The organism is Phycisphaeraceae bacterium, from assembly GCA_019636655.1.
Classification (GTDB): Bacteria; Planctomycetota; Phycisphaerae; order Phycisphaerales; family UBA1924; genus JAHBXB01.
This window is the reverse complement of record JAHBXB010000006.1, coordinates 39161-64779: the sequence shown is the minus strand read 5'-3', so window position 1 is coordinate 64779 and position 25619 is coordinate 39161. Positions and strand designations below refer to the sequence as shown.

Annotated in this window: 24 protein-coding genes and 2 rRNA genes; 10 read left to right on the top strand and 16 right to left on the bottom strand. The window is 65.6% G+C overall.

Translation table 11 applies throughout. The features are described 5' to 3' along the window. Window positions 1-29: 29 nt before the first annotated feature. Window positions 30-935, bottom strand: coding sequence for a pseudouridine-5'-phosphate glycosidase (locus KF745_14295; GenBank protein MBX3359585.1), 906 nt, complete (start codon window positions 933-935; stop codon window positions 30-32). Window positions 936-1061: 126 nt separating this feature from the next. On the opposite strand from KF745_14295, the gene nbaC reads away from it, so the two are divergent. From nbaC to KF745_14275, 4 genes are all read left to right on the top strand, one after another. Beyond that, complete coding sequence (gene nbaC / locus KF745_14290) at window positions 1062-1691, top strand: 3-hydroxyanthranilate 3,4-dioxygenase (protein ID MBX3359584.1); 630 nt, start codon at window positions 1062-1064, stop codon at window positions 1689-1691. A gap of 92 nt (window positions 1692-1783) precedes the next feature. Continuing rightward, window positions 1784-2515 (top strand): DNA alkylation repair protein, encoded by a 732-nt coding sequence (locus KF745_14285; protein MBX3359583.1) that lies wholly within the window; start codon window positions 1784-1786, stop codon window positions 2513-2515. Window positions 2516-2577: 62 nt separating this feature from the next. Next, window positions 2578-3105: an SMI1/KNR4 family protein gene (locus KF745_14280; GenBank protein MBX3359582.1), complete on the top strand. Its 528-nt coding sequence runs from the start codon at window positions 2578-2580 to the stop codon at window positions 3103-3105. 52 nt (window positions 3106-3157) lie between these two features. Further along, window positions 3158-3595, top strand: coding sequence for a hypothetical protein (locus KF745_14275; GenBank protein ID MBX3359581.1), 438 nt, complete (start codon window positions 3158-3160; stop codon window positions 3593-3595). Window positions 3596-3616: 21 nt separating this feature from the next. Here KF745_14275 and KF745_14270 read toward each other — a convergent pair whose 3' ends face one another. Beyond that, a complete protein-coding gene (locus KF745_14270) occupies window positions 3617-4180 on the bottom strand; it encodes a hypothetical protein (protein MBX3359580.1) in 564 nt (187 codons plus the stop codon). Between the two features lie 196 nt (window positions 4181-4376). Between KF745_14270 and KF745_14265 the strand changes: the two genes are divergently transcribed. Continuing rightward, window positions 4377-4790: a hypothetical protein gene (locus KF745_14265; GenBank protein MBX3359579.1), complete on the top strand. Its 414-nt coding sequence runs from the start codon at window positions 4377-4379 to the stop codon at window positions 4788-4790. Between the two features lie 131 nt (window positions 4791-4921). On the opposite strand, the gene KF745_14260 is transcribed toward KF745_14265, so the two are convergent. Continuing rightward, window positions 4922-5191 carry an FKBP-type peptidyl-prolyl cis-trans isomerase gene (locus KF745_14260; GenBank protein ID MBX3359578.1) on the bottom strand — a complete coding sequence of 90 codons (270 nt, stop codon included), beginning with the start codon at window positions 5189-5191 and terminating at the stop codon, window positions 4922-4924. Window positions 5192-5422: 231 nt separating this feature from the next. On the opposite strand from KF745_14260, the gene KF745_14255 reads away from it, so the two are divergent. The 3 genes from KF745_14255 to KF745_14245 all read left to right on the top strand — a co-directional run bounded on the left by KF745_14255 (window position 5423) and on the right by KF745_14245 (window position 8837). Then, complete coding sequence (locus KF745_14255; protein MBX3359577.1) at window positions 5423-6511, top strand: amidohydrolase; 1089 nt, start codon at window positions 5423-5425, stop codon at window positions 6509-6511. Window positions 6512-7400: 889 nt separating this feature from the next. Then, window positions 7401-8015, top strand: a complete 615-nt coding sequence (lexA, locus tag KF745_14250; GenBank protein ID MBX3359576.1) for a transcriptional repressor LexA — start codon at window positions 7401-7403, stop codon at window positions 8013-8015. A gap of 186 nt (window positions 8016-8201) precedes the next feature. Then, complete coding sequence (locus KF745_14245) at window positions 8202-8837, top strand: hypothetical protein (GenBank protein ID MBX3359575.1); 636 nt, start codon at window positions 8202-8204, stop codon at window positions 8835-8837. A gap of 25 nt (window positions 8838-8862) precedes the next feature. On the opposite strand, the gene KF745_14240 is transcribed toward KF745_14245, so the two are convergent. The 10 genes from KF745_14240 to amrB form a co-directional block, all read right to left on the bottom strand. Then, window positions 8863-9393, bottom strand: coding sequence for a DinB family protein (locus KF745_14240; protein MBX3359574.1), 531 nt, complete (start codon window positions 9391-9393; stop codon window positions 8863-8865). Window positions 9394-9426: 33 nt separating this feature from the next. Continuing rightward, complete coding sequence (locus KF745_14235) at window positions 9427-10206, bottom strand: hypothetical protein (GenBank protein ID MBX3359573.1); 780 nt, start codon at window positions 10204-10206, stop codon at window positions 9427-9429. Between the two features lie 39 nt (window positions 10207-10245). After that, complete coding sequence (locus KF745_14230) at window positions 10246-11856, bottom strand: DUF2330 domain-containing protein (protein MBX3359572.1); 1611 nt, start codon at window positions 11854-11856, stop codon at window positions 10246-10248. A 166-nt stretch (window positions 11857-12022) separates the two neighbouring features. Then, window positions 12023-12129 (bottom strand): 5S ribosomal RNA (gene rrf / locus KF745_14225). Window positions 12130-12302: 173 nt separating this feature from the next. Beyond that, window positions 12303-15068 (bottom strand): 23S ribosomal RNA (locus KF745_14220). Between the two features lie 409 nt (window positions 15069-15477). After that, window positions 15478-17466 (bottom strand): hypothetical protein, encoded by a 1989-nt coding sequence (locus KF745_14215; GenBank protein ID MBX3359571.1) that lies wholly within the window; start codon window positions 17464-17466, stop codon window positions 15478-15480. A 92-nt stretch (window positions 17467-17558) separates the two neighbouring features. Beyond that, window positions 17559-18950 carry a hypothetical protein gene (locus KF745_14210; GenBank protein ID MBX3359570.1) on the bottom strand — a complete coding sequence of 464 codons (1392 nt, stop codon included), beginning with the start codon at window positions 18948-18950 and terminating at the stop codon, window positions 17559-17561. Beyond that, window positions 18947-21007: a type IV pilus assembly protein PilM gene (pilM, locus tag KF745_14205; protein MBX3359569.1), complete on the bottom strand. Its 2061-nt coding sequence runs from the start codon at window positions 21005-21007 to the stop codon at window positions 18947-18949. The genes KF745_14210 and pilM overlap by 4 nt, the downstream gene beginning before the upstream one ends. Before the next feature lie 282 nt (window positions 21008-21289). After that, complete coding sequence (locus KF745_14200; GenBank protein ID MBX3359568.1) at window positions 21290-21598, bottom strand: hypothetical protein; 309 nt, start codon at window positions 21596-21598, stop codon at window positions 21290-21292. 24 nt (window positions 21599-21622) lie between these two features. Further along, the gene (gene amrB / locus KF745_14195; GenBank protein MBX3359567.1) at window positions 21623-23011 is read right to left on the bottom strand and encodes an AmmeMemoRadiSam system protein B; all 1389 of its coding nucleotides are present in this window, start codon (window positions 23009-23011) and stop codon (window positions 21623-21625) included. Window positions 23012-23167: 156 nt separating this feature from the next. On the opposite strand from amrB, the gene KF745_14190 reads away from it, so the two are divergent. Both KF745_14190 and KF745_14185 read left to right on the top strand, forming a co-directional pair. Next, the gene (locus KF745_14190; protein ID MBX3359566.1) at window positions 23168-23482 is read left to right on the top strand and encodes a hypothetical protein; all 315 of its coding nucleotides are present in this window, start codon (window positions 23168-23170) and stop codon (window positions 23480-23482) included. A gap of 34 nt (window positions 23483-23516) precedes the next feature. Further along, a complete protein-coding gene (locus KF745_14185; GenBank protein MBX3359565.1) occupies window positions 23517-23978 on the top strand; it encodes a copper-binding protein in 462 nt (153 codons plus the stop codon). A gap of 182 nt (window positions 23979-24160) precedes the next feature. Here the strand turns inward: KF745_14185 and KF745_14180 are convergent, their stop codons facing one another. Genes KF745_14180 through KF745_14170 form a run of 3 tightly spaced genes read right to left on the bottom strand, consistent with a single transcriptional unit; the run spans window position 24161 to window position 25599 of the window. Continuing rightward, a complete protein-coding gene (locus KF745_14180; GenBank protein MBX3359564.1) occupies window positions 24161-25042 on the bottom strand; it encodes a uracil-DNA glycosylase in 882 nt (293 codons plus the stop codon). A gap of 4 nt (window positions 25043-25046) precedes the next feature. Further along, window positions 25047-25373 (bottom strand): hypothetical protein, encoded by a 327-nt coding sequence (locus tag KF745_14175; protein ID MBX3359563.1) that lies wholly within the window; start codon window positions 25371-25373, stop codon window positions 25047-25049. A gap of 19 nt (window positions 25374-25392) precedes the next feature. Continuing rightward, window positions 25393-25599 (bottom strand): hypothetical protein, encoded by a 207-nt coding sequence (locus tag KF745_14170; GenBank protein ID MBX3359562.1) that lies wholly within the window; start codon window positions 25597-25599, stop codon window positions 25393-25395. Window positions 25600-25619: the final 20 nt, after the last annotated feature.

Genomic DNA, 25619 nt, shown 5'->3' with positions numbered 1-25619 from the left:
CGAACAACGACCGATCACCACGGTCCCAACTACCCCGCGCGCTCCGCGAGCATCGCCCGCGCCACCTGCGCCGCCACCGCCGCGTTGCTCTTGACCAGGTCAACGTTCGCCCGCAGCGTAACCCCCTCCGAAACCTCGTGCAGCGTCTTGAGCACGAACGGCGTCACTGCGCGCCCCATCACCCCCGCCGCGAGCGCCCGCTTCATCGAGGTGCTCAGCCACTGGTCCCACTGCGCCGGCGCGATCTCCTGCCCCTCGGGGATCGGGTTCACGATCACCATCCCCCGCCCGGTCCTGTGGATCTCCCGCCTCGCGAAGCGCCCGAGCTCCGCGGCGTCGTCGAACCTTGCATCCACCGCGATCAGCGGGTCCGTCTTCCTCAGGTAGAACGCCGGGAACCAGTCCGTCCGGAACCCGATGACCGGCACACCCAGCGCCTCCAGCGCCTCGCGCGTCGCCGCGACATCCAGGATCGACTTCACCCCCGCCGTCACCACCGCGACCGGAAACCGCGTGAACGCCGCCAGGTCCGCCGAGATGTCCAGCGTCACCCCGTACCCCTTGTGCACCCCCCCAAGCCCCCCGGTCGCAAACGTCATCACGCCCCGCGCCGCGGCGATCTCCATCGTCGTCGAGACCGTCGTCGCCCCCGTCAGCCCCCGGTGCATCGCCACCCCGATGTTCGACGTATTGAGCTTGGGCACCCCAACCCCGTCCGCCCCCGCCGCCGCGACCTCATCGAGCATCCCCTGCAACTGTTCATCGCTCACCCCCACCGTCGGCTCGCCCCTGATCACCCCCACCAGCGCCGCCTCCGCCCCGTTCTCCCGCACGATCCCCCGCAGCGCCGCCGCCAGCGGCATCGCCGCCTCGCGCGGAACGCCGTGGAGCAGCAGGGTGGTCTCGAGCGCTATGCGCGGTGTGCCGGTGGTCATGCTCGATTGTCCATCATCCCAAGCGCCGGAGCAACTCCCGCCACGACGACTTCATCACGCTCCTTGCCCCGCGGCCGGAGGCGCGATCTAATGACCCGGACCGATCACCCCGCCCGGAGCCCGCTCATGCCCACCAGACTCCCCATTCTCAACCTCCAGAAATGGATCCACCAGAACCGGGCCAACCTCAAGCCCCCCGTCTCCAACAAGCAGCTCTTCACCGACTCGAACGACGTCATCCTCTTCGTCTCCGGCGGCCCCAACACCCGCAACGACTTCCACGTCAACCCCACCGAGGAACTCTTCTACCAACTCAAGGGCGACATCGCCGTCCGCATCCGCCCCCTCGACGGCAGCCCGCCGCGCGACGTCGTCGTCAAGGAGGGCGAACTCTTCCTCCTCCCCCGCTGGGTCCCCCACCGCCCGCAGCGCCCCGCCGGCACTATCGGCCTGATCGTCGAGTTTCCGCGGCCGAAGGTCGCCGGCAAGGGGGGCCTCGACGGCCTCCAGTGGTACTGCCCCTCCTGCGACACCCTCGTTCACGAGGTCCGCTGGCGGCTCAAGAAGATCGACGAGGACCTCGCCGTCATCATGCACAAGTTCTGGGATGGCCCGGCGAAGCACCGCACCTGCAAGAAGTGCGGCCACGTCATCGAACGAGCCGGCGCCGTCGCCCTCAAGGGCGGCAAGATCCGCGCGGTGGGCAAGACGGCCCGCAAGACCCCGCGGCGCGCTGCCATGACATCTCGCTGGTAGCCCCACGCGGCGAAGCCCGCCTACACGGAGGCAACCCCATGCCCACAACGAAGCGTGCACCCAGGAAGCCTTCGAACACTCCAGCAACTCGAATGACCCTCCAGGACGCGATGAGCGCCCTGGAGAAAGCCGGTTCGGCGCAGACTCGCAAGACTTACGCCCGGCACGGCGTCGCGGACCCCATGTTCGGCGTCAGTTTCGCCACCCTGAAGACCCTCCGCAAGCGGATCGGCGTGGACCAGGAACTGGCGGAGTCCCTGTGGGACACGGGGAACTTCGACGCCCGCAACCTCGCGGCCAAGATCGCCGACCCCGCGAGCATCTCCTCTCGTGAACTCGACCGCTGGGCCGCCACACCAATCGCCCGCAACTGGGCGGGCTACGTCGGATACCTGGCAGCCGAGAGTCCGCACGCCCGTGCCAAGGCCGACAAGTGGCTCGCCGCTTCGAACGAATCGACGCGATCCGCCGCCTGGTCTCTCGTCGGCGCGATGGCGATGATCGATGAATCGACCGCGGAGTCCTGGTTCGCGGAGCGCCTCGCGCAGATCGAGAAGAGCATCCACTCCGCGCCCAACGCGCACCGCTACCTCATGAATCAGGCGCTCATTTCCATCGGCTGCCGCAGCGCCACGCTTCGCAAGGCGGCACTGGCCGCCGCCAAACGGATCGGCACGGTCGATGTCGACCACGGCGACACAGACTGCAAAACCCCGGATGCCGCGGCGTACATCGAGAAATGCTGGGCACACTCGAAAGCCAAGGGCTTCGAGGGCCCCGCCGCCCACGAGCGTTCCCGCGAACCGATGCGGTTACGCTGCTAGCGGAAAGCGGTCTGAGGACCCCGCCACCCATTGGGTCCGGATGACGTACCGGAGAGATGATCATGCCAGGCGTCTTTGGCGACTTCGACTTTGCCGGGTTCTGGGAGGACTCCGAGTACGCACTCGAGGAATACGTGGGCCGACCGCTCGACAGCGAATCGGTCCGTGCGGTGGAACATGAACTCGGCTTCAAGCTCCCGGCATCGTACATCGAGTTTATGAGCTTCCAGAATGGCGGGATTCCCCATCGGAGGAACCACCGCACAACGCAGCGGACAATGTGGGCGTACGACCACATCGCAATCAGTGGCCTGTACTCCATAGGGAGCGACAAGGGTTGTTCGCTCTGCGGCCAGTTCGGGAACAAGTTCTGGACCGACGAGTGGGGCTACCCACTGATCGGGGTGTATTTCGCTGACTGTCCATCGGCGGGTCACGACATGGTGTGTCTGGACTACAGCAAGTGCGGTCCCCAGGGCGAGCCACGCGTTACTCACGTCGACCAGGAATGGGACTACAGGCTCGTCGTCATCGCGAAGGATTTTGAGTCGTTCATCCGCGGGCTGGAGAATAACACCGCGTTCGAGTAGGCCCGCCGAGCATGGCGTCATCCGGAGCAAGGCGCCGCCGTATCATCTCTAGATGGCCCAATCACCGCGAAGTCGCTCACAGCGGCACTACCAGAAAGATCTGGAATGGGCCCGTGCGCTGCAGAGCGCGATCGAACGGTACTTCTTCGATTCAACCCGGCCCGACAGAGCGCTGCCGCGGGCCCAGGTCATTTCTGTGAGCCCGAGCGGCAATCGGTTCGAATTGGAACTGCGCTTCCAATCCGGAACAACATACTGCTGCGCAGAACCCGGCTGCTTCTTGCCGACCTTCTGCCGCAGTTGGTGGAAGCAGCTGCGAGAAACCCTCCTCGAACTCTCCGATCGTGATCCACCACCGCTTTCGCTCGTGCTGCACGGCGTAGTCGAGCACGGCGCATGCCTGCAGGATCGCCAGGTATTCGGTCTGCCGGTGAAGTCGCGGGCGTACACGTACAAGCACGGCCCGCTCCGCGAGCGCAATGCGAAGTGACGTTCCGCCCTCAACAACCCCTCAATGCGGCCACCGCCACGCGAAGATCGCCCCCGTGATCAGGCCGCAGACCACGCCATCAACCACGCCCGCGGCGATCGCTCGCCTGTACGCTCCAAACCAGATGGCGCTCGGAATAAACGCGAACGAGTACGCGAGGACCCCGGCGGTGGCGACCACTTGGAAGACCCTGGCAAACTCGGCGGGCCTCGGCAGCGCAACCGACGCCAGGTAGGCGATCAGGGCACTCACCACGAGGTACACCACAAACGTCCCGGCCAACTTGCCCCCCATCGAAAGCGGCGGCGACCACACGCTGAGGTGGCCCACCGGGCCATGCTCCAGCGCCGTCTTCACCTTCTCCGACTCCATCGCCTCGCGGCTGCGGAAGTCGGGAAACAGGTAGTTCCCCGGCCTGATGCCGCTCGTGCGCAGGAACCCGAGAAGGGCATCCTCCTGACCGGCGGGAAGGCCGACCCAGTCGTTCTTGTGGTGCAGGAACGGCAACGAGAGGATGGTGGAGACGATCCACACCGCCGCGGCGGAGAGGAGGATGGGGAGCCACAGTGAAGTGAGCAAGTCCATGGGGCGGTTCCTTTCGTCTCGACCAGCGTACCAACACGCGCAGCACGTCAGCAAAGCGGGGCCGCCGCATGCAAACGGCCGCGCACAGCGCACGGGGTCCAGCCGCCAATGGCGCAACGAGCGGTACACTTCGCACCAGCGTGTTCGAGTTGTACCAATTGGCTGCACGACGGTGCATCTATCCAGCGGAGGCAAGTTGACCGCCGTTCTTCGAGCATCAGGTCCCGACTTCGACGTCGACGCGTTCGTTGGCGACTGCAAGTGGAACGTCGCCAGCGTGTTCCGCCGCGCGGATACCCCGCCTCCGACGACTCGGCCCCAAGGTCGCCAGCGGAAGGAGTCCGGATTGAACGTCGTAGTCAGTAATACCGACCTGGACGACTTCGCAGGCCAGTTGGCGGACGCGGTCGAGTTCCTGAGGGCGAGTGCGGAGGAGGTCCGCAGGCTGGTCGAGTTCCCCGGCGTGAGCGGGGTCGTTCTTGATTTCGGCATCGCGTGGCATGACGTCGCCGCGCAGTCGGATCGCTTTCCGGCTGAACTGATCCGACTCGCGGGTGCCTGTGGGATCGCCTTGGAACTGTCGCACTATCCGGTAAGCGACACCGAATGATCAACCGCGGCAACGAACCGGCCTGAACAGGTCGTCGCCCCCCATTGGCTCCGTTGCGGGTCGAAGGATGGAGGTGCCGGAGGAAGGGCATCCCCTTCCTCTGGCCTCAACGGACCATCCCATACCCGCGATCAGCCCTCCGACTTGCGCTGCTGTCTTCGCTCCCTCGCAATCTTGAGTTTCGGCGGGATTGGGCGAGCCCACTGGAGTTCGAGAAGCTCCACATCGCAGATCAACAGAGCACCAGGCGGAATGCCAGCCGCTGGGGCACCGGTCTTGCCATACCCGAGGTGCGGCGGAATCGTCACACGCCGAGCACCGCCTACCCGCATTCCTTCGATGCCGTATCGGAGCCCGGCGATTGTTCCACGGCGCTTTAGATCGATCCAATCGCTGGCCAAATACCGCACGCACTCGCCGCGGTGAAGGCTGATCTTGCAGGCGATGCGGGCCTTGTGTTCGCGCGTGGCTACCTCGCCGCCGCCTGCCGCACATCCTCAACCTCAACTCTCCCTCGCGCGTAGCTCACCATGTGATGATCATCGATGGGCACCGGAACATCCACACCCGGCACGGCATTTCCTTCCTCCCCACCCCCCACCGCCCCCACCCCATTCCCTTACTATCCCCCCGTGCCCCCCGCCCCCACCCTCATCGACCTCCACACCCACATCCTCCCCCGCTCCTGGCCGGATTGGACCACACGCTCCGGCTACGCAGGATGGGTCGATCTCGCCCACGAGACCCCGTCGTGCGCCGCCATGCACCGCTCCTGCCCCGACGGCTCCCGGCGCTTCTTCCGGCGCGTTGACGCCAACTGCTACGACCCCGCCGTCCGCATCGCCGAGATGGACCGCCTCGCCGGCCCACTCTCCATGCAGGTCCTCTCCACCGTGCCGGTCATGTTTTCGTACTGGGCCAACCCCGAGCACGCCCTGGACCTCTCCCGCCTCCTGAACGACCACCTCGCCGGCATCTGCCGCGACCACCCCACCCGCTTCGCCGCCCTGGGCACCATCCCCCTCCAATCCCCCGACGCCGCCTGCCGCGAACTGGAGCGCTGCATCACCGACCTCGGCCTCCGCGGCGTCCAGATCGGAACCCACGTCGAGGCCTCCGACCGCACCGGCCTGGCCAACGACTGGAACCTCTCCGAACCCGCCCTCTTCCCCGTCTTCAAACTCGCCGCGGACCTCGGCGCCGCCGTCTTCGTCCACCCTTGGGACATGATGGGCTCCGCCCAGATGGACAAGTACTGGCTCCCGTGGCTGGTCGGCATGCCCGCCGAGGGCGCCCGCGCCATCGCCTCGGTCCTCTTTTCCGGCCTGCTCGATCGCCTCCCCACCCTCAGGATCTGCTTCGCCCACGGCGGAGGCTCGTTCCCCGGCACCGTCGGCCGGATCGGTCACGGCTTTGACTCCCGCCCCGACCTGTGCGCGATCGACACGACCACCCACCCCCGCGACTACCTCGCCAAGGTGCAAACCAACGGGACCATCACGCCCGCCCGCTTCTACGTGGATTCGCTGACCCACGACCCCGATGCGCTCCGCTCGCTGATCCGCCAGTTCTCCGCCGAGCGGATCGCCCTCGGCTCGGACTACCCATTCCCGCTCGGCGAGTCCGTCCCCGGCGCGATGATCCGCGCCATGACCGATCTCGACCCCAGCGTGCGCGACCAACTCCTGCACCGCACCGCGGCTGAGTTCCTCTCGCTGTAATCGCTCACATCCCCACCCCAAGTTGTCGTCTTGGCGCTGTTCTGCGCGGACGGAAGGGGAACAAATCGTTCGCCCTGCGCCTTGGTTTTAGGTAGGAGTCTTGCGGAATTTCGCACAACTCCGTGCGAAGTAGGGAATAGAAACCAAAAAAACTTTGTCCTACCCCTTGCCGTGTGGACGATGATCGCCTAGTCTAATCCGAACGATCGAGCAATGATTCTGGTGAAGTCATGACACGTTCGCCGATCACTTTCGCAGGCCTAGGTAGGCCCAACCTGTCGTGGAGCGACAGGTCTCCCGTCCCAATGGGTGGAGCCCATGCCCGGTCAGTCGGCCCCTTCGGCCGTACCCCGGGGTGTCTCATCCCCTTCGAGCCGGACACGGTGGTCCGGCCAGACCTGGGAGACCCACATGACGATCAGCAGCATGCCCCTGGTCCATCTCGGCCCCGGCGGCGACTTCGTCGAGAGCATCTACGGCTCGCCGCAAGGCAGCCTGATTCGCCGGCAGGGCGCGGCGATGCCAAGTTCCGGAATGTCCTCCGACGGGGGATCCCCATGGTCCGGGGGGGCATGGGGGCACGCGGGGTCGGCAGCGGCCCCGGAACAGCACGCCCTGGACATCCTCGATTCGATCGGCCCGGCCCGCTCCTGGGATCGGTCCCCTGCACGCGACTCGACCGTCCTGTCTCGGGTCGCCCGTCGTCTCGCATCGCTCTTTGGAGCCTCCCGCCTGCTCGCCGAGCAGGACGCGGCGATCCGTTCCGTCCTTCTTTCTCCGGCCCCAGCGTCGCCCAGCGGCGATCCCGGCCGGTCTTGTGTGGGCCCGACGTCGGTACTGACGCCGGGTGCAGCCCCGTGTGGTCCAATCTCATTCGAGGGAGCGCGTTATGAACCTGACACCCAAGCAACTCCGCATTCTGCAACTTATCCGGGACTCACGCCTTCGCCGTGGCTTTTCCCCGACCATGCAGGAACTCGCCGACGAGATCGGCGTGAGCAAGGTCACCGTCTTCGAGCACGTCGAAGCGCTTATCAAGAAGGGCGCTTTGGTGCGCGAGCCGAACAAAGCTCGCTCTTTGTCGATCGCTGAGGGGATCGCCGTCCCCGATGAGTCCCGCCCGCTGCACTTCCCGCTCGTGGGCCGCATCGCCGCGGGCTACCCGATCGAGAAGATCGAGGACCGCGACGAACTCGACGTCATGGACATCATCGGCCCCCGCCCCGGCCGTCCCGGCTCCATCTTCGCCCTCCGAGTCCAGGGCGAGTCGATGCGCGATGAGGGGATCCTCGAGGGCGACTATATCCTCGTCGAACGGGCCGATACCGCGGCCAACGGCGACCGCGTCGTCGCGCTCCTCCCCAACGGCGAGACCACACTCAAGACCTTCTACCGCGAAGACGGCCGGATCCGCCTCCAGCCGGCCAACCCCGAGTACCAGCCCATCTACGTCAAGGACTGCAAGGTCCAGGGCATCGTCCGCAGCGTGCTCCGCAAGTACTGAGCCGCCCCGCCACCCGTACCAGGGGAAGGCAAACGCCCGGGCCCGTCAGCCGCCGGCCCGCGGCACGCACTCTCCAACCACAACGCACGCGCCCCGACTCAGCGGGCGCGTGCGTTTCTGATTGCAGACCCGTGGTACTTTGTTGCACGATTTGTCCACCTCGCAACATCCGCGGAGCCGCTCTCAATGCCGAAGCACGAGTCCAAGTCACCCGAGGAGATGTTCTGGAACTGGTTTCAACGGAACAGCGCCGCGATGCTTCAGGCGAACGACCCGGATTCGCCCCCAATCTCCGAGATGCAGGAGCAGCTGTGGAAGGTAGGGGATGGCCTCTCCTGGGAACTGTCCCAATCAGGAGTCACGCCCCGTCAGATCATCATCAGCGCCGATGGTGATATCGACAATGTCGATGCTGTCGAGCGCCTCTGTGATGCTGCCCCTGCCATTCCGCAGTGGCAGGTCATTCGATTCCGGCCTCGCATCCCCGACTCGGTTCTCGAGTCTGAGGGCGCCGGCCTTGCGTTCGAGGATCTCGAGTTCGATCTCGCCGAGATCGAGGCCGCCATCTCCCCCGGGGAAGATGGAAAGATCGACATTGAGCTCTTCCTAAAAGGATGCAAAGAGGTGAACGATGAACGGTTCATCAACCCCGGGTTCATCCTGTTGGACATGGCGCTGGGGGAGTACGACACCATGTGCAAAGTTCAGTTCCTGCAGGTCTCACCCCTGCGGAACCGCTCCGCGGCCGGCACACCGCGATTCCCATTTGTCGAACTCCGCGCAAGGTTCGACCATCTCTTTGAAAAGCTCAACGCCGGTTGATCCGGATGGTTGAGGCGCCCGACCCCTACGCCCCCCACTCCCCGGCGTACGCGGTCGAAAAGGTCGAGCCATCCCTCGCGGCCAGCTGGTACAGCCGCTTCGCGATCTGTCTCAGGTGCAACGCATCATGCGCCGCCCACGACACCAGCAGGTCCCCCGCGGCGATCGGCCCGAACTTCGGATGCCGGTGCACCGCCGACCAGTCGGGAGCGACCTGCGAGCGCAGCCACGCGACGTTCGCCGCGCGGGCCCGCTCGAACCGCTCCAGCGCCGGCCCGAGTTCCTGCTCGTTGTACCGCTGTTCAACCGCCCGCCCCTCCGGGTCGATCGGCGCCCAGGCCGAACCCGGATCCCGCAGCACCGACTCCAGCCGCGCCCGGAAATCCAGCACCTCCTCGTCCGCCAGGTGGCAGACGATCTCGAGCACGGACCAGGCTCCCTTCGGATAGTTGGGGTGTTGCGGCTTCCAGCGGGCATCATCCGCGCTGACACACCCCACCGCGCCCTTCAGGGCCGGCGGAAACGCGGCGAGTCGATTGGCGATGGATTCCAGCATGCGCGACCCGACAAAGCCGCCCCGAACGCGGCCTCAACTGCTCCCAACCCGCATCCGGTCCAGGCCCTCGGGGAACGGATACGTCGGGAAGACTCCGACGTGGGCGAATCGCCACATCGCCGGGGCCGTGTAGACGTCGCCGCGGAACCCCGCGTTGAACATGGTCCGGAGGACTGTTTCGAAACTCGGCTCGCCCTCGGCTCCCTTGCCGGGCCCGCCCTCAATGAGGCGGTTCGCTCGCGCCGCGAGGAACGACACGCTGCACACCGGCATGCGCTCGCGCCGGTCCCGCAGCATCTTGGTGATCGTGCCGAACCCTCTCGCGAGATCCTCAACGGTGAAGTGGTCCCGCCCACGGGGCCGCAGCAGGGCGAGGATCAGCAGGCTGTCGAGGTCGTACTTGAGGACGTACGGCTCGCGGTCGCCCGCGGCGTGGACCGACACCGACTCCTGGAACATCTTCGCGAAGGACGTGACGGCGCGGGCGGTCCACTGGCTCGTGTGGATCAGATCGACCAACTGGGCGATGATGCCGTGCGAGTTGTCCTGGTCGTTGACGCCGCAGATCACGGCGCGGTAGCGGCCGTCGAGGACGTCGCGGAGCATGTCCTGGCCCCACAGGATGCGGATCCGCTCTCCCGCCGCGGCGCCGCTACCGCCGCCGGCCCACGCGGCAGAGCCGGGGGCGTTGCTGGGCAACAGGCTGACCCGGTCGGGGAACTGGTCGGAGCGGAGCAGTTCTTCGGCGTTGTCGTCGTAGATCCGCACCTGGGGACGCTCGGTCTTTGCCGGTGGCGAAGCGGGATTGGGCATCTGTGATGCTAGCGGCGTCGGGCCGCGCCGGGCAGGCGATCATTCAAATACCGCGGACGGCTCCTCTGCAACGCCGTACGCGTCGAACGTGACAAGCTCGAACCTCCCCGGCGCCGCCTCTCGGACGGAATAATTGAAGGGCGAGTCTTCCTCTCTCACCTGACGGGCAGGGCGGCCGGGCGGGCGGCTTCGGGCGTCTGACTCGACCGCGGCCGCTAGCCGGGCGCGGATCCAATCCGCTGTCGGCGTGAAGTCCGAATCCGCCTCTCGAGCTCGCGCGATCTCAGTTGAGACTGCCTCGCTCGCGTTCCGAAGGTTTGGGGAAGTCGGTCGGCTCGCCCGTTCCGTCGGCGCGGTGGGGAGCGTCACGTACCATCCCACCGCGACCGCGGCTGACGCCAGCACCACCATCAGGCTCCCGATACGGCCCTTGGCCGTCCCGGCACGACTGGCGACGCACAGCATTGCCAGCACCAAGGATGCGACCACGAGGACGGCGCCACCATAGCCGGCCGCAACGGACGCCGCGGCCCCGTAGGAGTACACCTCGCGGCCGATGTCCTTCGGCGGCTCGAAGCGGATGGTCGCATCGCGACGCATCTGGTCCGGCGTGAGCGTCGCCGTGAGTTTGGTCAGTGTGGTCGACTCCGGCACGAGCCGGCGGAGCTCTTCGTGCGCGATCCTGGGCTCACGGATACTCGGGCGCCATCCCGTCGAATCAACGGGCGCGCTGACGACATCGGGGGCGCACCGGACTGCGCGAAAGCCGTCCGCCGCGGCAAGGCCGTCGCCGAAGACATAGAGGTCGACCGCGAGAGAAGTCCCGCCGGTCCCGGTGAGGACGAGCGGATACACGGCCTCTGGAGTCCTGAATCTGAACACAAGAGGATGCGGGGCGAGCCGTGCTCCCGGCCCGGAATCAGACGCCCCCAGACGCGATGCGACGAAGACCCAGCCCCGCGCGGCGTAGTCGGCAAGAACAGACTCAACACCTGGCGGGAGGTCGAAGTGGTTGGTCCTCAACCACGCCGCGAGGTTCGCGCCGGAATCGGCCGCTGGCACCGACGGGTCACCGGCGATGATCGCAACGTCGAACGAACCCACAAATGAACGCTCTAGAACTTCGACACCATCCGCCGCGGGTAGCATTGATCGCGCCCTCCCAAGCGCGGGCAACGCGAGCATCACGCAGAGGATCAGCGACAAGAGGGTCATGCCGGTGATTATGACCGGCGAACGGAAGCGAACGCAGCAACCAAGCAGAAAGGGCAGCGACAACGCGATCGCCGCGACCCAAATGCCATCGGTGTTGCTGATGACCCGGGGCGAGAAGACATGGCGAAGCGTCGGGAATACGCCGCGGGTGGTCGCCGAGACCTCCGGGATCCCCCCGGCGCCGGGGACAGGGACCACCCAAGCAAACTCACTGTCGGCGGCGGGCTGGTCGGTTGTTGCCGGACCATCAACGACAAAGCGGGTCTCGATCGCGAGGGTCTCGACGCCGTCCTTGAAGTAAACAAGCGCCTCCTGGTCGGGGATCGTCGTGGTCACGACTCGGGCGAAGACCTTGCCGTCAGCGTGAACGGGGTCGTGGCAGAACAGGAGGGCCGTGACCAATGCAGCAAACAACAGCGAGAAACGAGTAGGCATGCCCAATCTCCGAGCATTGCCGGAGGCGGAGAACGACGACCACGCCATGTGATGCGCGTGCGGATTGCTGATGGATCCGTCGCCGGACTGGAGCATGGGCAGAGGGGGCGGCGCGGCAAAGAGCAAAACAAAAGACCCCGCCCAGGTTTACCTGAACGGGGTCATACGCCGGCGACGACCTACTTTCCCGCGATGCAGTATCATCGGCGACCCAGGCTTAACTGCTGTGTTCGGGATGGGAACAGGTGTGACCCTGGGTCAGTAGTCACCGACAACTCTCGGAAGCCCCCTTTCGGGAGCCCCGAGCATGATGCTCGGATGATGGACAGGTGCCTTGAAGAAACCGATCGAGAGCGGCGAACACAATGAATCGTGCTCGAGACTCGTCCGGGCCGTCCCGTCGCTCGTCGCCCGAGTGGGGCGAGAGGACGCGGCGTCCGGTTGATGTGATCAAGCCTTCGACCGTTAGTACCGCTCCGCTGAAGGCCTTACAGCCCTTACACGCGCGGCCTATCAACCTGGTGGTCTACCAGGGGTCTCACGTCTTTCGACAAGCAAGTCTCATCTTGAGGGGGGCTTCCCGCTTAGATGCTTTCAGCGGTTATCCCTGCCGTACGTAGCTACCCAGCTGTGGGCCTAGCGGCCCAACTGGATCACCAGGGGTACGTCCAACCCAATCCTCTCGTACTAAGGTTGACTCCTCTCAAACTTGCAACGCCCACAGCAGATAGGGACCGACCTGGCTCACGCCGGTCTGAACCCAGCTCGCGTACCACTTTAATCGGCGAACAGCCGAACCCTTGGGGCCGCCTTCAGTCCCAGGATGTGATGAGCCGACATCGAGGTGCCAAACCGCGCCGCCGCTATGGACGCTCGGGCGCGATCAGCCTGTTATCCCCGGGGTACCTTTTATCCGATGAGCTACGACCCTTCCACACGGGATCGCAGGATCATTAGAGCCTACTTTCGTAACTGCTCGACTCGTCAGTCTCGCAGTAAATCCGGCTTGTGCTCTTACACTCGAGGCACGGTTTCCATCCGTGCTGAGCCGAACTTTGCACTCCTCCGTTACCTTTTTGGAGGAGACCGCCCCAGTCAAACTACCCAACACCCACTGTCCTTCGCCCGGATTCACGGGAATCGAAGTTAGGTCACAAACGTGCACAGGGTGGTATTTCACTTGGTGGCTCCATCCCCGCCGAAACAGGGACTTCAAAGCCTCCCACCTATGCTACGCAGTGTATGCTCGTGACCAATGGATGCCTATAGTGAAGGTCCACGGGGTCTTTCCGTCTTGCTGCGGGTAGGCGGCATCTTCACCGCCACTACTATTTCACCGAGTCGGTCGTGGAGACAGTGCTCCAGTGATTACGCTATTCATGCGCGTCGGAACTTACCCGACAAGGAACTTCGCTACCTTAGGACCGTCATAGTTACGGCCGCCATTCACCGGTGCTTGAGTCGCGAGCTTCGCCTTGCGGCTGACCCGCTCCCGTGACATTCCGGCATCGGGCAAGCGTCACTCTGTATACATCCTCTTGCGAGTTAGCACAGAGCTGTGTTTTTGATAAACAGTTCCCAGAGCCTTTTCTCTGCGGCCTCCCCTTGCGGGGTAGGCCCCCCTTATCGCGAACTTACGGGGTTAATTTGCCTAGTTCCTTCACGACCGTTCTCTCGAGCGCCTGAGGCTATTCGCCTCGCCTACCTGTGTCAGTTTTAGTACGGGCCTCGCTTTGCCCTCGCGGCTTTTCTAGGAACCCGCTTTGCACACTTCGGCCACAAGGGCCTGGACGTCTGACAGTCCCGTGCACTCTGCGAATCCGCACCGCGATTTGATCTCTGCGAGGGCTGGGGAATATTAGCCCCATGTCCATCGACTACGCCTTTCGGCCTCGTCTTAGGCCCCGGCTAACCCTGGGCGGATTTACCTTCCCCAGGAAACCTTAGGCTTACGGCGAACAGGATTTTCACCTGTTTTATCGTTACTTAAGCCGGCATATTCACTTCTTATCGCTCCACGACCGGTTCCCCGACCGCTTCGCCGCTGACAAGAACGCTCTCCTACCGCTCTTTCGAGCCCACAGCTTCGGCTCAATGCTTATTCCCGATAATTATCGGCGCCAGACTCCTCGACCAGTGAGCTATTACGCACTCTTTAAATGGTGGCTGCTTCTAAGCCAACATCCTGGCTGTCACTGCAGTCTGACTTCCTTTCGAACTAAGCACTGATTAGGGGCCTTAGCTGGTGATCTGGATTTTTCTCCTTTTGACGACGGATATTGTCACTCGCCGTCTATCTCCCAGGACTTGGATGCCGGTATTCGGAGTTTGGTTGAAACGTCTAGCCGGGTAGGCCGATCATTTCATCCAGTCGCTCTACCCCCGACATCTGCTCCCTGAGGCTAACCCTAAAGTTATTTCGGAGAGAACGAGCTATCTCCCAGTTTGATTACACTTTTAGTCCTCCCGTCAGTTCATCCCAGACCTTTTCAACGGTCACGAGTTCGACCCTCCAGGCGGCATTACCCGCCCTTCAGTCTGACCGACGGTAGATCACAAGGTTTCGCGTCTAGCCCGCACGACTCAACGCCGTTTCAGACTCGCTTTCGCTCCGCCTCCGGCCCGATGGGCCTTAGGCTCGCCGTGCAGACTAACTCGCCGGCTCATTATGCAAAAAGCACGCCGTCACCCCTCTTGCGAGGAGGCTCCGACCGCTTGTAAGCACACGGTTTCAGCTGCTCTTTCATTCCGCTCATCGCGGTGGTTTTCATCATTCAGTCGCCTTACTGATTCGCTATCGGTCGTCCAGTAGTACTTAGCCTTGGAGGGTGGACCCCCCATCTTCAACCCGGGTTCCACGAGCCCGAGTTTACTCGAGGGCTGATCAGCTTCCGACTACAGGGCTTTCACCTTCTTTGGCCCGGTATTCCATCCGGTTCGTTCTTCCGCCGATTGATCCGCGTTCGCTCGCCGCTACTGACGGAGTCGCGTTTGCTTTCCTTTCCTGTAGCTACTGAGATGTTTCACTTCGCTACGTTCGCTTCGTACGCCTATGCATTCAGCGTACGATACCCTTGCGGGTGGGTTGCCCCATTCAGAGATCCCAGGATCACAGTTCGGTTACCAACTCCCCTGGGCTTATCGCAGGTTCCCACGTCTTTCATCGCCTCTGGACGCCAAGACATTCACCGTGTGCCCTTCGTGGCTTGATCACATCAACCCGACGCCGCGTTCGACGTTGAGCCGTGCGCCCCGCTGCCTTCCGGCCTCGGGATTCCACGAATCTATGAGCACGATATATTTGTTCGCTTGACGCTCTCGATTCGGTGTTCTTCTTTGCAGCACTCCGGCCACGACGCCCAACGAGCGGCGGGGATACCGACCGCCCTTGGAGCCGTATTCGGCCGGAGGCAAACACCTGTCCGTATCCGATTGTCAAAGAGGCCTGTCTTGGCCGGGATCTTCCCGGTTTCGACCCCGGTCCGGCGGGAGCCGGATCGGCTGCGTCATTTCGCGACGCGAGGGGAAGCATAGGCAGGTGCCGGCGGGTGTCAAGGGTTGGTCATATCTGCCCAATAATCCCGACTTTTCCCGACACAATCCACGCAGGGTCTCCACTTTTCAACCGCCGCCCGTACTCTTGCCGCCTCCCCGACCCCCGCCGCCCGCAGGATTCGGCTGTTCCCCCGGCCGGGTCTGGGGAACCACTGGCTTCTTCTCTTCCTTCGGCCGCACAACCTCCTCCCCCTTCGCCGCCGAGTGGGAGATGGCCTGGTACTCCGGGCTTGACCGGTCGGTATCAGGCACCCGCACGCTGATATTGCCATTACGGTCACGGATGTAGGCCTGAAACTGCACGCCGGTCGTGTTCCGGCCCTCGGCCGGGATCGCCGCGACGTCCAGCAAGAACGCATCCCGGGAGACCGGCACTTCCTTGAACCGGATCGGCTCCGACTTGTCCCCCCCTGCCGCCCCACCCGCCGGGGGACTCGCTGCGGGTCCGCGGGCGGTGCCACCGCCTGCCAGCCGTCCGCCACTAGGCCGCTCAGCCTGCGGGGCGATGTTCGGGTCACCCGGCTCGGAGATCGTCGCGAGGAGACGATCAAGATCCGGCACCCGCACCGTTCCCGCGATGGCATCGCCGGGCTCGAGGCTAATGGTTCCCTTGCGCCAGTAGCCGCCAAAGAACTTGTACAGCTCCGCCGCGGCGCGGGCGCCGCCGAGTTGCCGCGCATTCCCGCCATCCTGGGCACTGGTGATGAAGTAGTACGAGTCGTCGGGGATCTTGACGGGGGCGGTCCAAGGCGAAGGGGTGCTCAGGGCAATCGGATTCTTCGCCTTCTCCTCTTCCTCGGGCTTCAGGCCCGCCCCGTGCCCGTAGATCGGGTTGCTCAGCGCGAGGATGACGCGATAGCGGTACGTCTTGCCGCGCTCGGCGGTGACGTCGTGGCTCCAGACCCGCACCGACTCGGCCTGCAACAGCGGGCCATCGACAACCTCGGGCTTCTCTGCCACGGCGGCGGCGGTGGCTCCCTCGACCGGCTCACCGAGTTCGGCCAGGCGCTCGACGATCTTCTGGCGGTCGGCCTCGTAGCGGGCAAGCGATTTTTCGATGGCCTTCTTGCTCTGCTCGCTGGCCTTGGTGGCCTGCTCCTTCAGGCGAGCGATGGCGCCATCGACATCGGCGAGCTTCCGCTTCTCGGTCGTGATCTCCTGCTGATTGCCGGCTTTGGCGTCCTTGCCCGCCTCGGTCGGGGGGGTCCAGTCCTCGCCGAACATGATCGAGTAGTACTGCGGCCGTCGCACCTGCGTGGACGACTCCGTCGCGAGCTTCACCATGTCTCGCAGCAAGTTCGGGTTGACTGGCTCCTTGGCGATCTCGGCCAGGATGTCGAGCCGGCCGGGCATGGCGGGGACCACCACGGGGTCGCTCCACGTGCCGTCGACCCGGCGCTCGGACCGCTCGAGTCGGATGCCGAGGATCTGCGTGCTGTCGCCGGTCCACCAGAATGCGGGGATTGGCTTGGCGGGGCCGGGTCCGTCCGGATCGGCCTCGAGCGCCTTGCGCAGCGCGACGCCGCTGAAGGTCGCCTCGACGGAGACGCCGGCCTTGTCGTACGGCAGTTCGGCCGGAAGGTACTTCTTCAGCTCCGGAGCCTCGGTCGCCTCGCCCGGGCTGATGGTGGCCATGTAGACCATCGCCACCGGCGACGCGGGGGCGGGGATGGTCAGCGCGACGCTCTGGCCCTCGCCGATCCCGGTCGTCGGCGCATCTTCGATCCGGGCGCCGCGGACATCGCCGCCCCAAGCCAGCCGCGGCTGGACGGCGACCGGCGCCCTGTACTTCGTGGTGAACGCGGCGAACTGCTCGACGGCGGGAACCGCGGGGGGATTGACCTCGGTCTGCTGCATCTTCCCCTGGACCTCGCGCGCCTTGCGCTCGATCTCCGGGTAGGCCAGGTCATACGAGAGGTCCTTGGGCCCGACCTTCACCGTGTTCTTCGGGCCGACGAACTGCCAGGCAACGATGCCCAGCACCGCGGCGCCGATCACGGCGACGAAGATCTTCTCGACGTGCTGCTCGAATGAGTTGATGCCTTTGAGTGCCATGATCCGCCTCGTTTCCCGCCGCGTCCGCGGCAGGCGTATTCGTTCGTTCTCGTCTCACCCACCCCAGGTCGGGACGGGCCCGCCACGTCGACTCAGTCCGGCAGGTCGATAGCCCGCCGGCCGCCCCGTTTGCCGCCGCCCTCATCGGGCGGGGGCGGCGCGGCCCGAGGCGGGGGAGCGACCGGCGCCGAGATCGTGGCGTCGGCCGCGGAAACGCCGGTGCGCTCGACGCGGATCTCCTCGGGCATGTTCACGGTTGTCCAGTCGCGGAACCAGACGGTCTCGATCTTGAGCGAGGCCTCGACGACATGCTCATCGCCGTAGTAGAAGCCCTGCTCGAGGTCCGCGTGGGTATCGACGCTTCTAAGTTCGCAGCCGACAACGGCGGCGAAGTTGGTCTGTGCCAGCGCATCGATGAACTGCGGCAGGCGCCGCGTCGAGGTCACAACGTTGAGCGTGATGAACCGCACGTCGTAGAGCATGTTGCCCGAACCCACGCCGGAGGTCCGGCCGGTGATCGACTGGCCGAAATCGGGGACGAGAAGGCTGGTGATGCCGTCGGACTTCGGCGCGGCGCTGGCCCCGGGGAATGATGGATCGCCGCCGCCCTGGGCGGAGACCACAGGGCCGACCGTGGCCTTGATGATGCGCTTGATGACGGAACCGGGCACGCCCGATGTGGCCCCGCGCCCCGAGTCGTTGACAGAGGCGATCGCCGCGACGAGGTCCTCGAGGGCCCAGATCTGCTCCTGCCACTCCCAAGCCTGCCGGAGCGACGGGGCGGAAGTCGGGGCGGTGGCGGGCAAGTCGGTGAAGACGGCCGCGTCGGCGTAGACGCGGATCTCGGAGGCCCGCCGGCGATATTCGCCAAGCCGGAGCTGAACGAGTTCGTCGACGATCTTCTTGTTCGCCTGCTCGCTGAGTTCCTGGCCGCCGGCCGTGGCGAGCTGGGCATTGTGCAGGCGATCGTATTGATCCTTAAGTCTCGCCGCGAGCCGCTCGCCGTCGGGGGGCATGCCCGCATCGATGGCCTTGAGCAGCGCGGGGGCGATCGTCCGCACCAGCGTCTTGGCGAACTCGACGGGCTTGGACTGCTTGTCGAGTTCCGACGGCGCCGGGAAGACGCCCTCGATCAGGACGCTGTGGTTCTTCTTGTTGAACTCGACAGCGGTCGACCAGACCTCGGCGGCCTCGGCCGACGTTCTCGTTCGCGCCTCGGCGAAGTACTGGATCAGCTTCTCGTTGGGCGCATCGGAGTGCTTGATGAGGCTCTCGCCGGGCACTACAGGGGACTTGACCGCGTACTCGAGCTTGTCCTTGCTGACGGCGTTGAAGTCGTCGCTCACCTTTTTCTGCATGGTCTCGCGCAGCGTGGCGTCCATGCCGGAGGAGACGAAGATGCTCGCGGGGAGCACCGCCAGGGCGACGACCGCGAGCACCGCGATCACCCAGTTGGTCTTGAGCCAGGCGACGAACGAGTTCATGGGTTGGCCTCCGTCTTTGCCTCGGTCTTCGCGGCGTTGGGGTCACGCGGGATGGCCTCGACGTAGACCTGATACGTGGTGACAGTGGAGCCCGGCTCGGCGATCGGCGGGGCCTTGGGGAGCGGCGCAACGCCGGCCAGGTTGGCGGAGCCGACTGTGCCCGAACCGCCGGGGCGCGACGGCGCGACGCCATCTCCTATCGGCTGGCCGCCACCGGCGCCCTTGCCGCCGATCCGGCCCGCCGGGGGCCGCTCGCCCATCGGCTGAGGCTGGGGTGTGCCGCCCTCGTCCGCGGGCTTCTCGGCCTCGGCGATCTGCCGCTGGCCCTTGTTGGTCATGAGGATGGAACCGACGTCGTAGGTGTAGGGCACCCCCGCCCGCGCGGCGCCGTCTGCGTGATCGGCGAGCCACTGCACCACGGTCGTGCGCACAAACCGGTCCGGGTTGGGCTGGGTCGTCTCGACCTCGAGCGTCACGCCGATGCGCGGCGAAGGGGCCGCGGCCGGCTGATCGAACGCAGGCGGCGCAGCCGTGCGACCGCCGCGGCGGCCGCTGCGCTCGTCCATCGGCGAATCCATGCCCCCGCCGCCGCCCGGGCCGGCGCCGTAGTTGGTGTCCCACCTGCGGAAGATGAACCCGACTGCCTGCGAGGATCCTTCCTTCGCGCCGCCCTCGATCGCCTTCTTCTGAGCGTCGACCATGATCTGCCCGAAGTCATCAAGCAGGTAGGCGTAGACCTCTCGCCGCGAGAGGAGGTTGGCCGCGTTGGCGGCGCGGAAATCGTCCTTGGCGTCCTTGGTGGCCTCCTGCCACTTGGCGTTCAGCACGCGGATCTCGTTCTTGACCTGCTCGACCTGCTGCGAGCGGCCCGCGTTGTCGACCTGCGGCTTGTCCATGAAGTAGCGGGCGAACGACGCGACGCCGCCCACCACCGCGAGGCCCGCGGCGAGGCCGAACCACTTGACCTTTCGCTTCCACATCGCGTCCCGAATGACCTTCACAGGCATGAGGTTGGCCGTGCACGTCTGCAGACCCAGGCCCTGCAGGGCGAGGCCGTAGCAGGTCGACATGCGGCTCGCGGCGGCCTGGAGCTCGATATCGCGGGCATCGTCGAGTTTCAACCTGGAGAAGTTCTCCAGGCGGACGACTTCCATCTGGAGCTGCTGGCTGAGGTACTTCCGCAGGCCGGGTAGGCTGAAGGTGCTTCCCAGGCCGATCAGGCGAGTGAGGTTGGCATCCTTCTGGAGCGATTGGTAGTAGCCGATCGATCGCTGCACGTCCTGGGCGAGGTCGCCGAAGACCGGCCGCATGGCCTGGAACACGTGCCGGGCGTGTTTGCTCGCCTCGGCCTCTCGCTTGAGTTTCTCGGCCTTGAGGTAGCTGAGTTTGAAGGCGCTCACGAGCGCCTCGGTGAACTGGTGGCCGCCGATCGGGAACGTGCGGATCCACATGCGGCCCGGCTCGGCGACGATCAGGTCGGTGCTGGTCGTGCCCACGTCGAGGATGACGGTGCCCGGGGTCTTCTCGCTGAAGGCCTGGTCGAAGGCGACCGCGTTGTACACGGCGACAGGGCTGAGCGTCACGATGTCGGGGGTGATCCCCGCCTCGGCCCAGAGGCTCAGCCGCTCCATCACGCGCTCGCGTGTCATCGCGAAGATGCCCACCTCGACGTCGGGGGAGTCCTTGCTGACGAACGTCTGGTAGTCCCACTCGACTTCTTCGAGCGGGAAGGGGATCTGCTGCATCGCCTCGAACTTGACGATGTCCTTGATCTTCTTCGGATCGACCGGCGGGAGCTTGGCGAACCGGGCGAACGCGGAGTGGCCGGGCACGCTTACGGCGATCGTGGCCCCGGTCAGGTCGTGCTGGCTCGTCAGCGTGCTGATCGCGAGCCGGTTGGCCTCGGTCACATCCAGGTCCGGCGCCGAGAGCACCCGTTTGTGCGGGATCTCCACCCACTCCTGGACCTCCACCCCGTCGCCCACGCGCAACAGCTTGAGCGCCTTGAGCGCGCCCGCGCCGAGTTCAATACCCCAGCAGACGTTTGATGCCGCCATCGGTCGGGCCCTCAACCCCTCCACCGCCCGTTCCCATCCCCGCCCCGCAATCCCTCCGAAGCCACGCACGCGCCACCGGCGTCACCCGCTTGCCACCGAAGGCTTGGCCGGCCGCGTGAACCCCGCCCCCGGTTCCCCGCACCACACGCTAGGCCCGTGCACACAGGCTTGATACGTGCCCGCCGGGGGCCGGGTTTCGCCGCCGCGAGCGGCCGTGACACACCGGTGACGGCCCGCCGGCGGTCGGCAGGGGCCGCATTCGACCATCCCGAGGCCGCCGCGTCAACCCCGCCGCCGGTCAACCGCCTCAAGCCAGAGCGAGCCCGTGACCCACACGAGCGCGATTCCGACCACCCAACCCCAGTACTCCACGGGGATCGCGACCGGCGTGGTGACGAATGGCGCCAGCCCCCAGACGACCAACTGGTATCCAAGCAACAGGCCCACGACACCGAGGCTCAGGCGGGTCGGCTCGGAGCACGCCGCACCCCGGGGGCCCAGTCTCTTCTTCCACAACACCCAACTCCCCCCGAGCGCGACGGCGGCGCCGAGGGGCACCATGGCAAGCGTGGCCACCTCCGCGAAGGTCATCGCAAACCTCCTCGGCCGCGGCAGCTAGTACATTGCAATCGCGGCGCTGGTCACCATCTGCATCCCCTGCTGGTCCATGGCCCCGCCGTAGTTCAGCAGGTCCACGCGTTCCGGCGCGACCGTCAGGAGAGTGGCGACGAGGTTCCCCGTGGAGCACCATCGGGTGGGATTCTGCTGCCACGCCATGGCGGAGATGAGGTCACCGGGCTTCTTCTTGACAACCAGGTCGAGCATCTCGCGGTCGTGCGCCACGACCTTGTTGCGGAAGTCGACGGCCTCCTTGGCCTCGCCGGCCAGTGCGACCTGGTCCCCGAAACCAGGGCCAACGTGGCTCAGGTCGGCCGACGAGACGATGAGGGTTTTCCCTGGGAGTTCCGCGATCGCCGCCCGCAGGGCCTCTGCGAATGGCTGCACGGCGATTCCATTCCCGTCGTAGGACTCACCATTGTTAACAGCCGGATCGTGGACCAGCACCCCCAGCACCGTGGGATATTCCCCAGCCCCTCCCTCTCCACCGGGCCCGCCACCGCCAAAGACATGCTGGATCCACGGCACATGCAACTCGATCGAATGCTCGCGTTCATGGTCGTAACGGTTGGCCAGGAGGCCGTCGCCGAGTCGAGAGACCAGGGCCTTCAGCAGCGGTTCATCGAGTTCGCAGGTCCCGAGGGGCGTCGAGAAGCCCTTGTCGCAGGCCGTCACCCCCGTGCTCAGGCCAAAGTGGTTGGTGCCGAGGATCACGACCCGGTCGGGGCGGTCGACCACCCGGAGCCGTCCGTAGACCGCCCCGTAGTTGAACCAGCCTCGCGGGTAATCAAGGTGGGGCGCCACAATCGCCTTCGGCAGCGACTCAAAGCTGGGATTCGCGGCGTCCTTGAGGGCCGTCGCGATGAACTGATCAAGGGCCTGCCGGAGCAGCCGGGGCCCTTGCTCTGTCTTGTCGGCCTCGGTTGCGTCCTTCCCGACGCTCTGCATCACCAGCGCATCCGCGAACGCGGCGGTTGTTGCTGGGGGAAGCACGGAGAGGCCGTCGTACTCCTCCCGCATCGTCTTGAGCATCCCCTCAAAGACGGGGCCGTCGAGCAGCCCGGCATCGTCCAACTGGGCGACCAGTTGCTCCACAATGGGTCGGGTCAGGCCCTGGCCAACCTCAGCAACAATCTGATCAAGGGTGTGCGCCCCATCCATTTTGGGAAGGATGAGTTGGGCGCCGGGGGTCGTAAAGACAACTTTGTCCGAGATCTGTCTGGCGTCTGAAACGCCCATCATCGGGATCTTCCGGCCGGTCCCCTGCTCCTCGGCCTGAACACCGAAAGCCCGGACCGCCCGCAGTTTGGGCTGGTTCTGATGGGGTGCGGAAGGGTTGAACACCGGCTGGGCACCTTGGCCGCCGTTGGGTGCAGTTTCGCTCATGGTTCGCGATGGTAGGGTGGGCGCGGGGCACCGACGCCGCGGCGACGCACAATCCGGGCGGATTCGGGCGGCGACGGGGCGCCATCAACCGCCGAGACTGTTCCGAGTGAAACCGCCCGCCTATCCTTCGGCCCTTTGCGATTCTGAGGTTCTGCCATGACCCAACTCAAGACCGGCCAGTCCATCCGCTGCACGATCACCAAGGCTCCGCGCGTCGTCGACCGCGAGCAGACGCTGCTGCGGCTCATGCGGAAGGACCCGGCGATCTCTCGCGGCCTGCGCAAGGCGCAGCGGACGCGCCGGCAGGACATGGTGATCTACAACCGCGGCAATCGCGACTGGGTCAAGCGGGCTACCTGCGGCAAGATTGCCCGGGTGACCAAGGGCGCCCAGTGGACGATGACCTACACGCCCGATCTCGCCTCCGATTTCGCGGCGGTCAAGGACTACATGGAAGTCCAGCCGGCCTGACGGATACGCGGCGCGTTCGTTTCGGGGGTACATCATGAGTGAGAATCGAAGCCAGTTCCTCGGGCGGGCCGTGGGACGGTTGTGTACGTGCCTGCTGCTTGCCGGGGGGATGCTGTCGGGCTGCGAGAAGCAGCCGGCTCCAGCGCCGGCTGCCAAGGACGCCTCGGATGCCCGGACCTATGTGGTCCGCGGACGAGTGGAGTCGCTCCCGGTCGCGGGCGTCGCGGACAGCGAGTTCGAGGTGCACCACGAGGCGATCCCCGAGTTTGTCGGGCGGACGGGGAAACTCGGGATGTCGTCGATGGTCATGCCGTTCCCGCTTGGGTCGGGGGTGTCGGTCGCTGACGTCGCGGTGGGTGACGTCGTGGAGGTGACGTTTGTGGTCACCTACACGCCGCGGACTCGATTTGAGGCGACTCGGGTGCGCCGGCTTCCGCCTGACACGGTGCTGAACTTTGGCCGCGCCGATGGTGGCGAGGCGCCGGCCAAGCACTAGATCAGGGTCCAAAAACAAACCCAGCGCCAAGCACGAAGCCAGGCGCCGGGTCTCGTGGGGGTCTGGATGGAAACCTGGGCAAGGGGTCGCCCGCGGTCATGGAGTTATTCTCCGGCGGCTGTCCGAAGGTTCCGAGTCTTCCCAGATTTTCTCTGGGACGCCTGGGAGGGGGGTTGCCTCCCCTAGTTGGGATTCTGGCCGAGCCGATCCCGGGCCTGCTGCAGATCGGACCAGACTTTTTCGCGGTTTTCCCGGGTGTAGGACCGGAGCAGGAACGCCGGGTGGTACGTGGGCATGACCGGGATGGCTGCCGCGGGATCAAGCCCGGGCAAGCCGGATCGGCTGAGCCGGAATGCCCCCCACCGGCCACGAAGCCGGCTCATCGTCTCATCGGAGTTCAGCACGGTCCGTGTCGCCGGGAGTCCGAGGGTCACGATGACCTCCGGGCGGATGATCTCGACCTGCTGGAAGAGGAACGGCGCGCACTTGGCGCACTCCTCGGTGGTGGGCGTGGCGTTGTTCGGGGGGCGGGTCTTGAGCACGTTGGCGATGTAGACATCCTCGCGGCGAAGGCCCATGGCCTCGATCATCTTGTCGAGCAACTGGCCAGCCCGGCCGACGAAGGGCCGGCCGGTTTTGTCCTCTTCCGCGCCGGGGGCCTCGCCGATGAACATGAGACGGGCGGCGGCGTCGCCTTCCCCGAAGACGATCTTTGTAAATGCGGTCACAAACTGCTTATGCGGCGCTTCGCGCTCGTAACGCTCGCGCAGCTCGTCAAGGCGGCGCTGGTTGTCGGCGCGGTCGCGGCGGGACGCCGCGGTTGTGGCTGTCGCAACGGGCGGCGGCGACGTGGCGGGTACCGGAGCCTGGGGAGCGGCGGCGGGCTGGACCGTGGCCGGCTCGGGCGCCACGGCGGGTGTCGCGGCGACTGCCGCGGGGGACCGGCGGTAGGCGGGCACAAAGTCGACGCCCATCAGGCGCGCGGTTTCGGCGTGCTGGCGCACCAAGAGACCGAGGCGATCGCCCGGTTTCGGTTCGATGACGCTCTGGGCTGGAGGAGGCATGGGCCTAGGGCCTGGGGGGCGGTGGCGAGCCGGTGGGCGGGGCCGGCGGGGTCTCGTGGCCGGTGGGATCGGCCTTCTTGGCCTCCTCAAGTTTCTTCATCGCTTCTTCTTCAAGTGCCTTGAGTCTCGCCTCCTGCTCGGCCTTTGCCCGGGCCTGTTCGGCGTCGTGGCCGGCGCCCCGAGCAGTCGAGGGGTTGGCCTCCGGGAGCGTGGTCGGGGTCGACAGCACGGTCGGGAGGTAGGCACCGGCGAGGCCGCCGACGATAATCCCCACGACAAGTCCGCCGACAAACATGCCGAATCCGCTGGTTTTTCCGTTTTCACCGGCCATTGGTGACACTCCTGAGGACCTAGATCGAATCCCGCCGCATCCGGTGGACCCAGCGAGCGTAGTCGAGTACTGCCTTGATCGTTTCGGCTCTCGTGGCCGGATACCCCTTCCCGAAGGCGGTCTGGAGCCGCCAAGTCCAGTAGTCACCCCGGAAGTCGAATCGGGTCATCACGGCAAGCCGCAACAGTTGATAGAGGCCGCCGATGGTGTCGAGGGTCCAGCGCATGGGACCATGATACTGGGGGG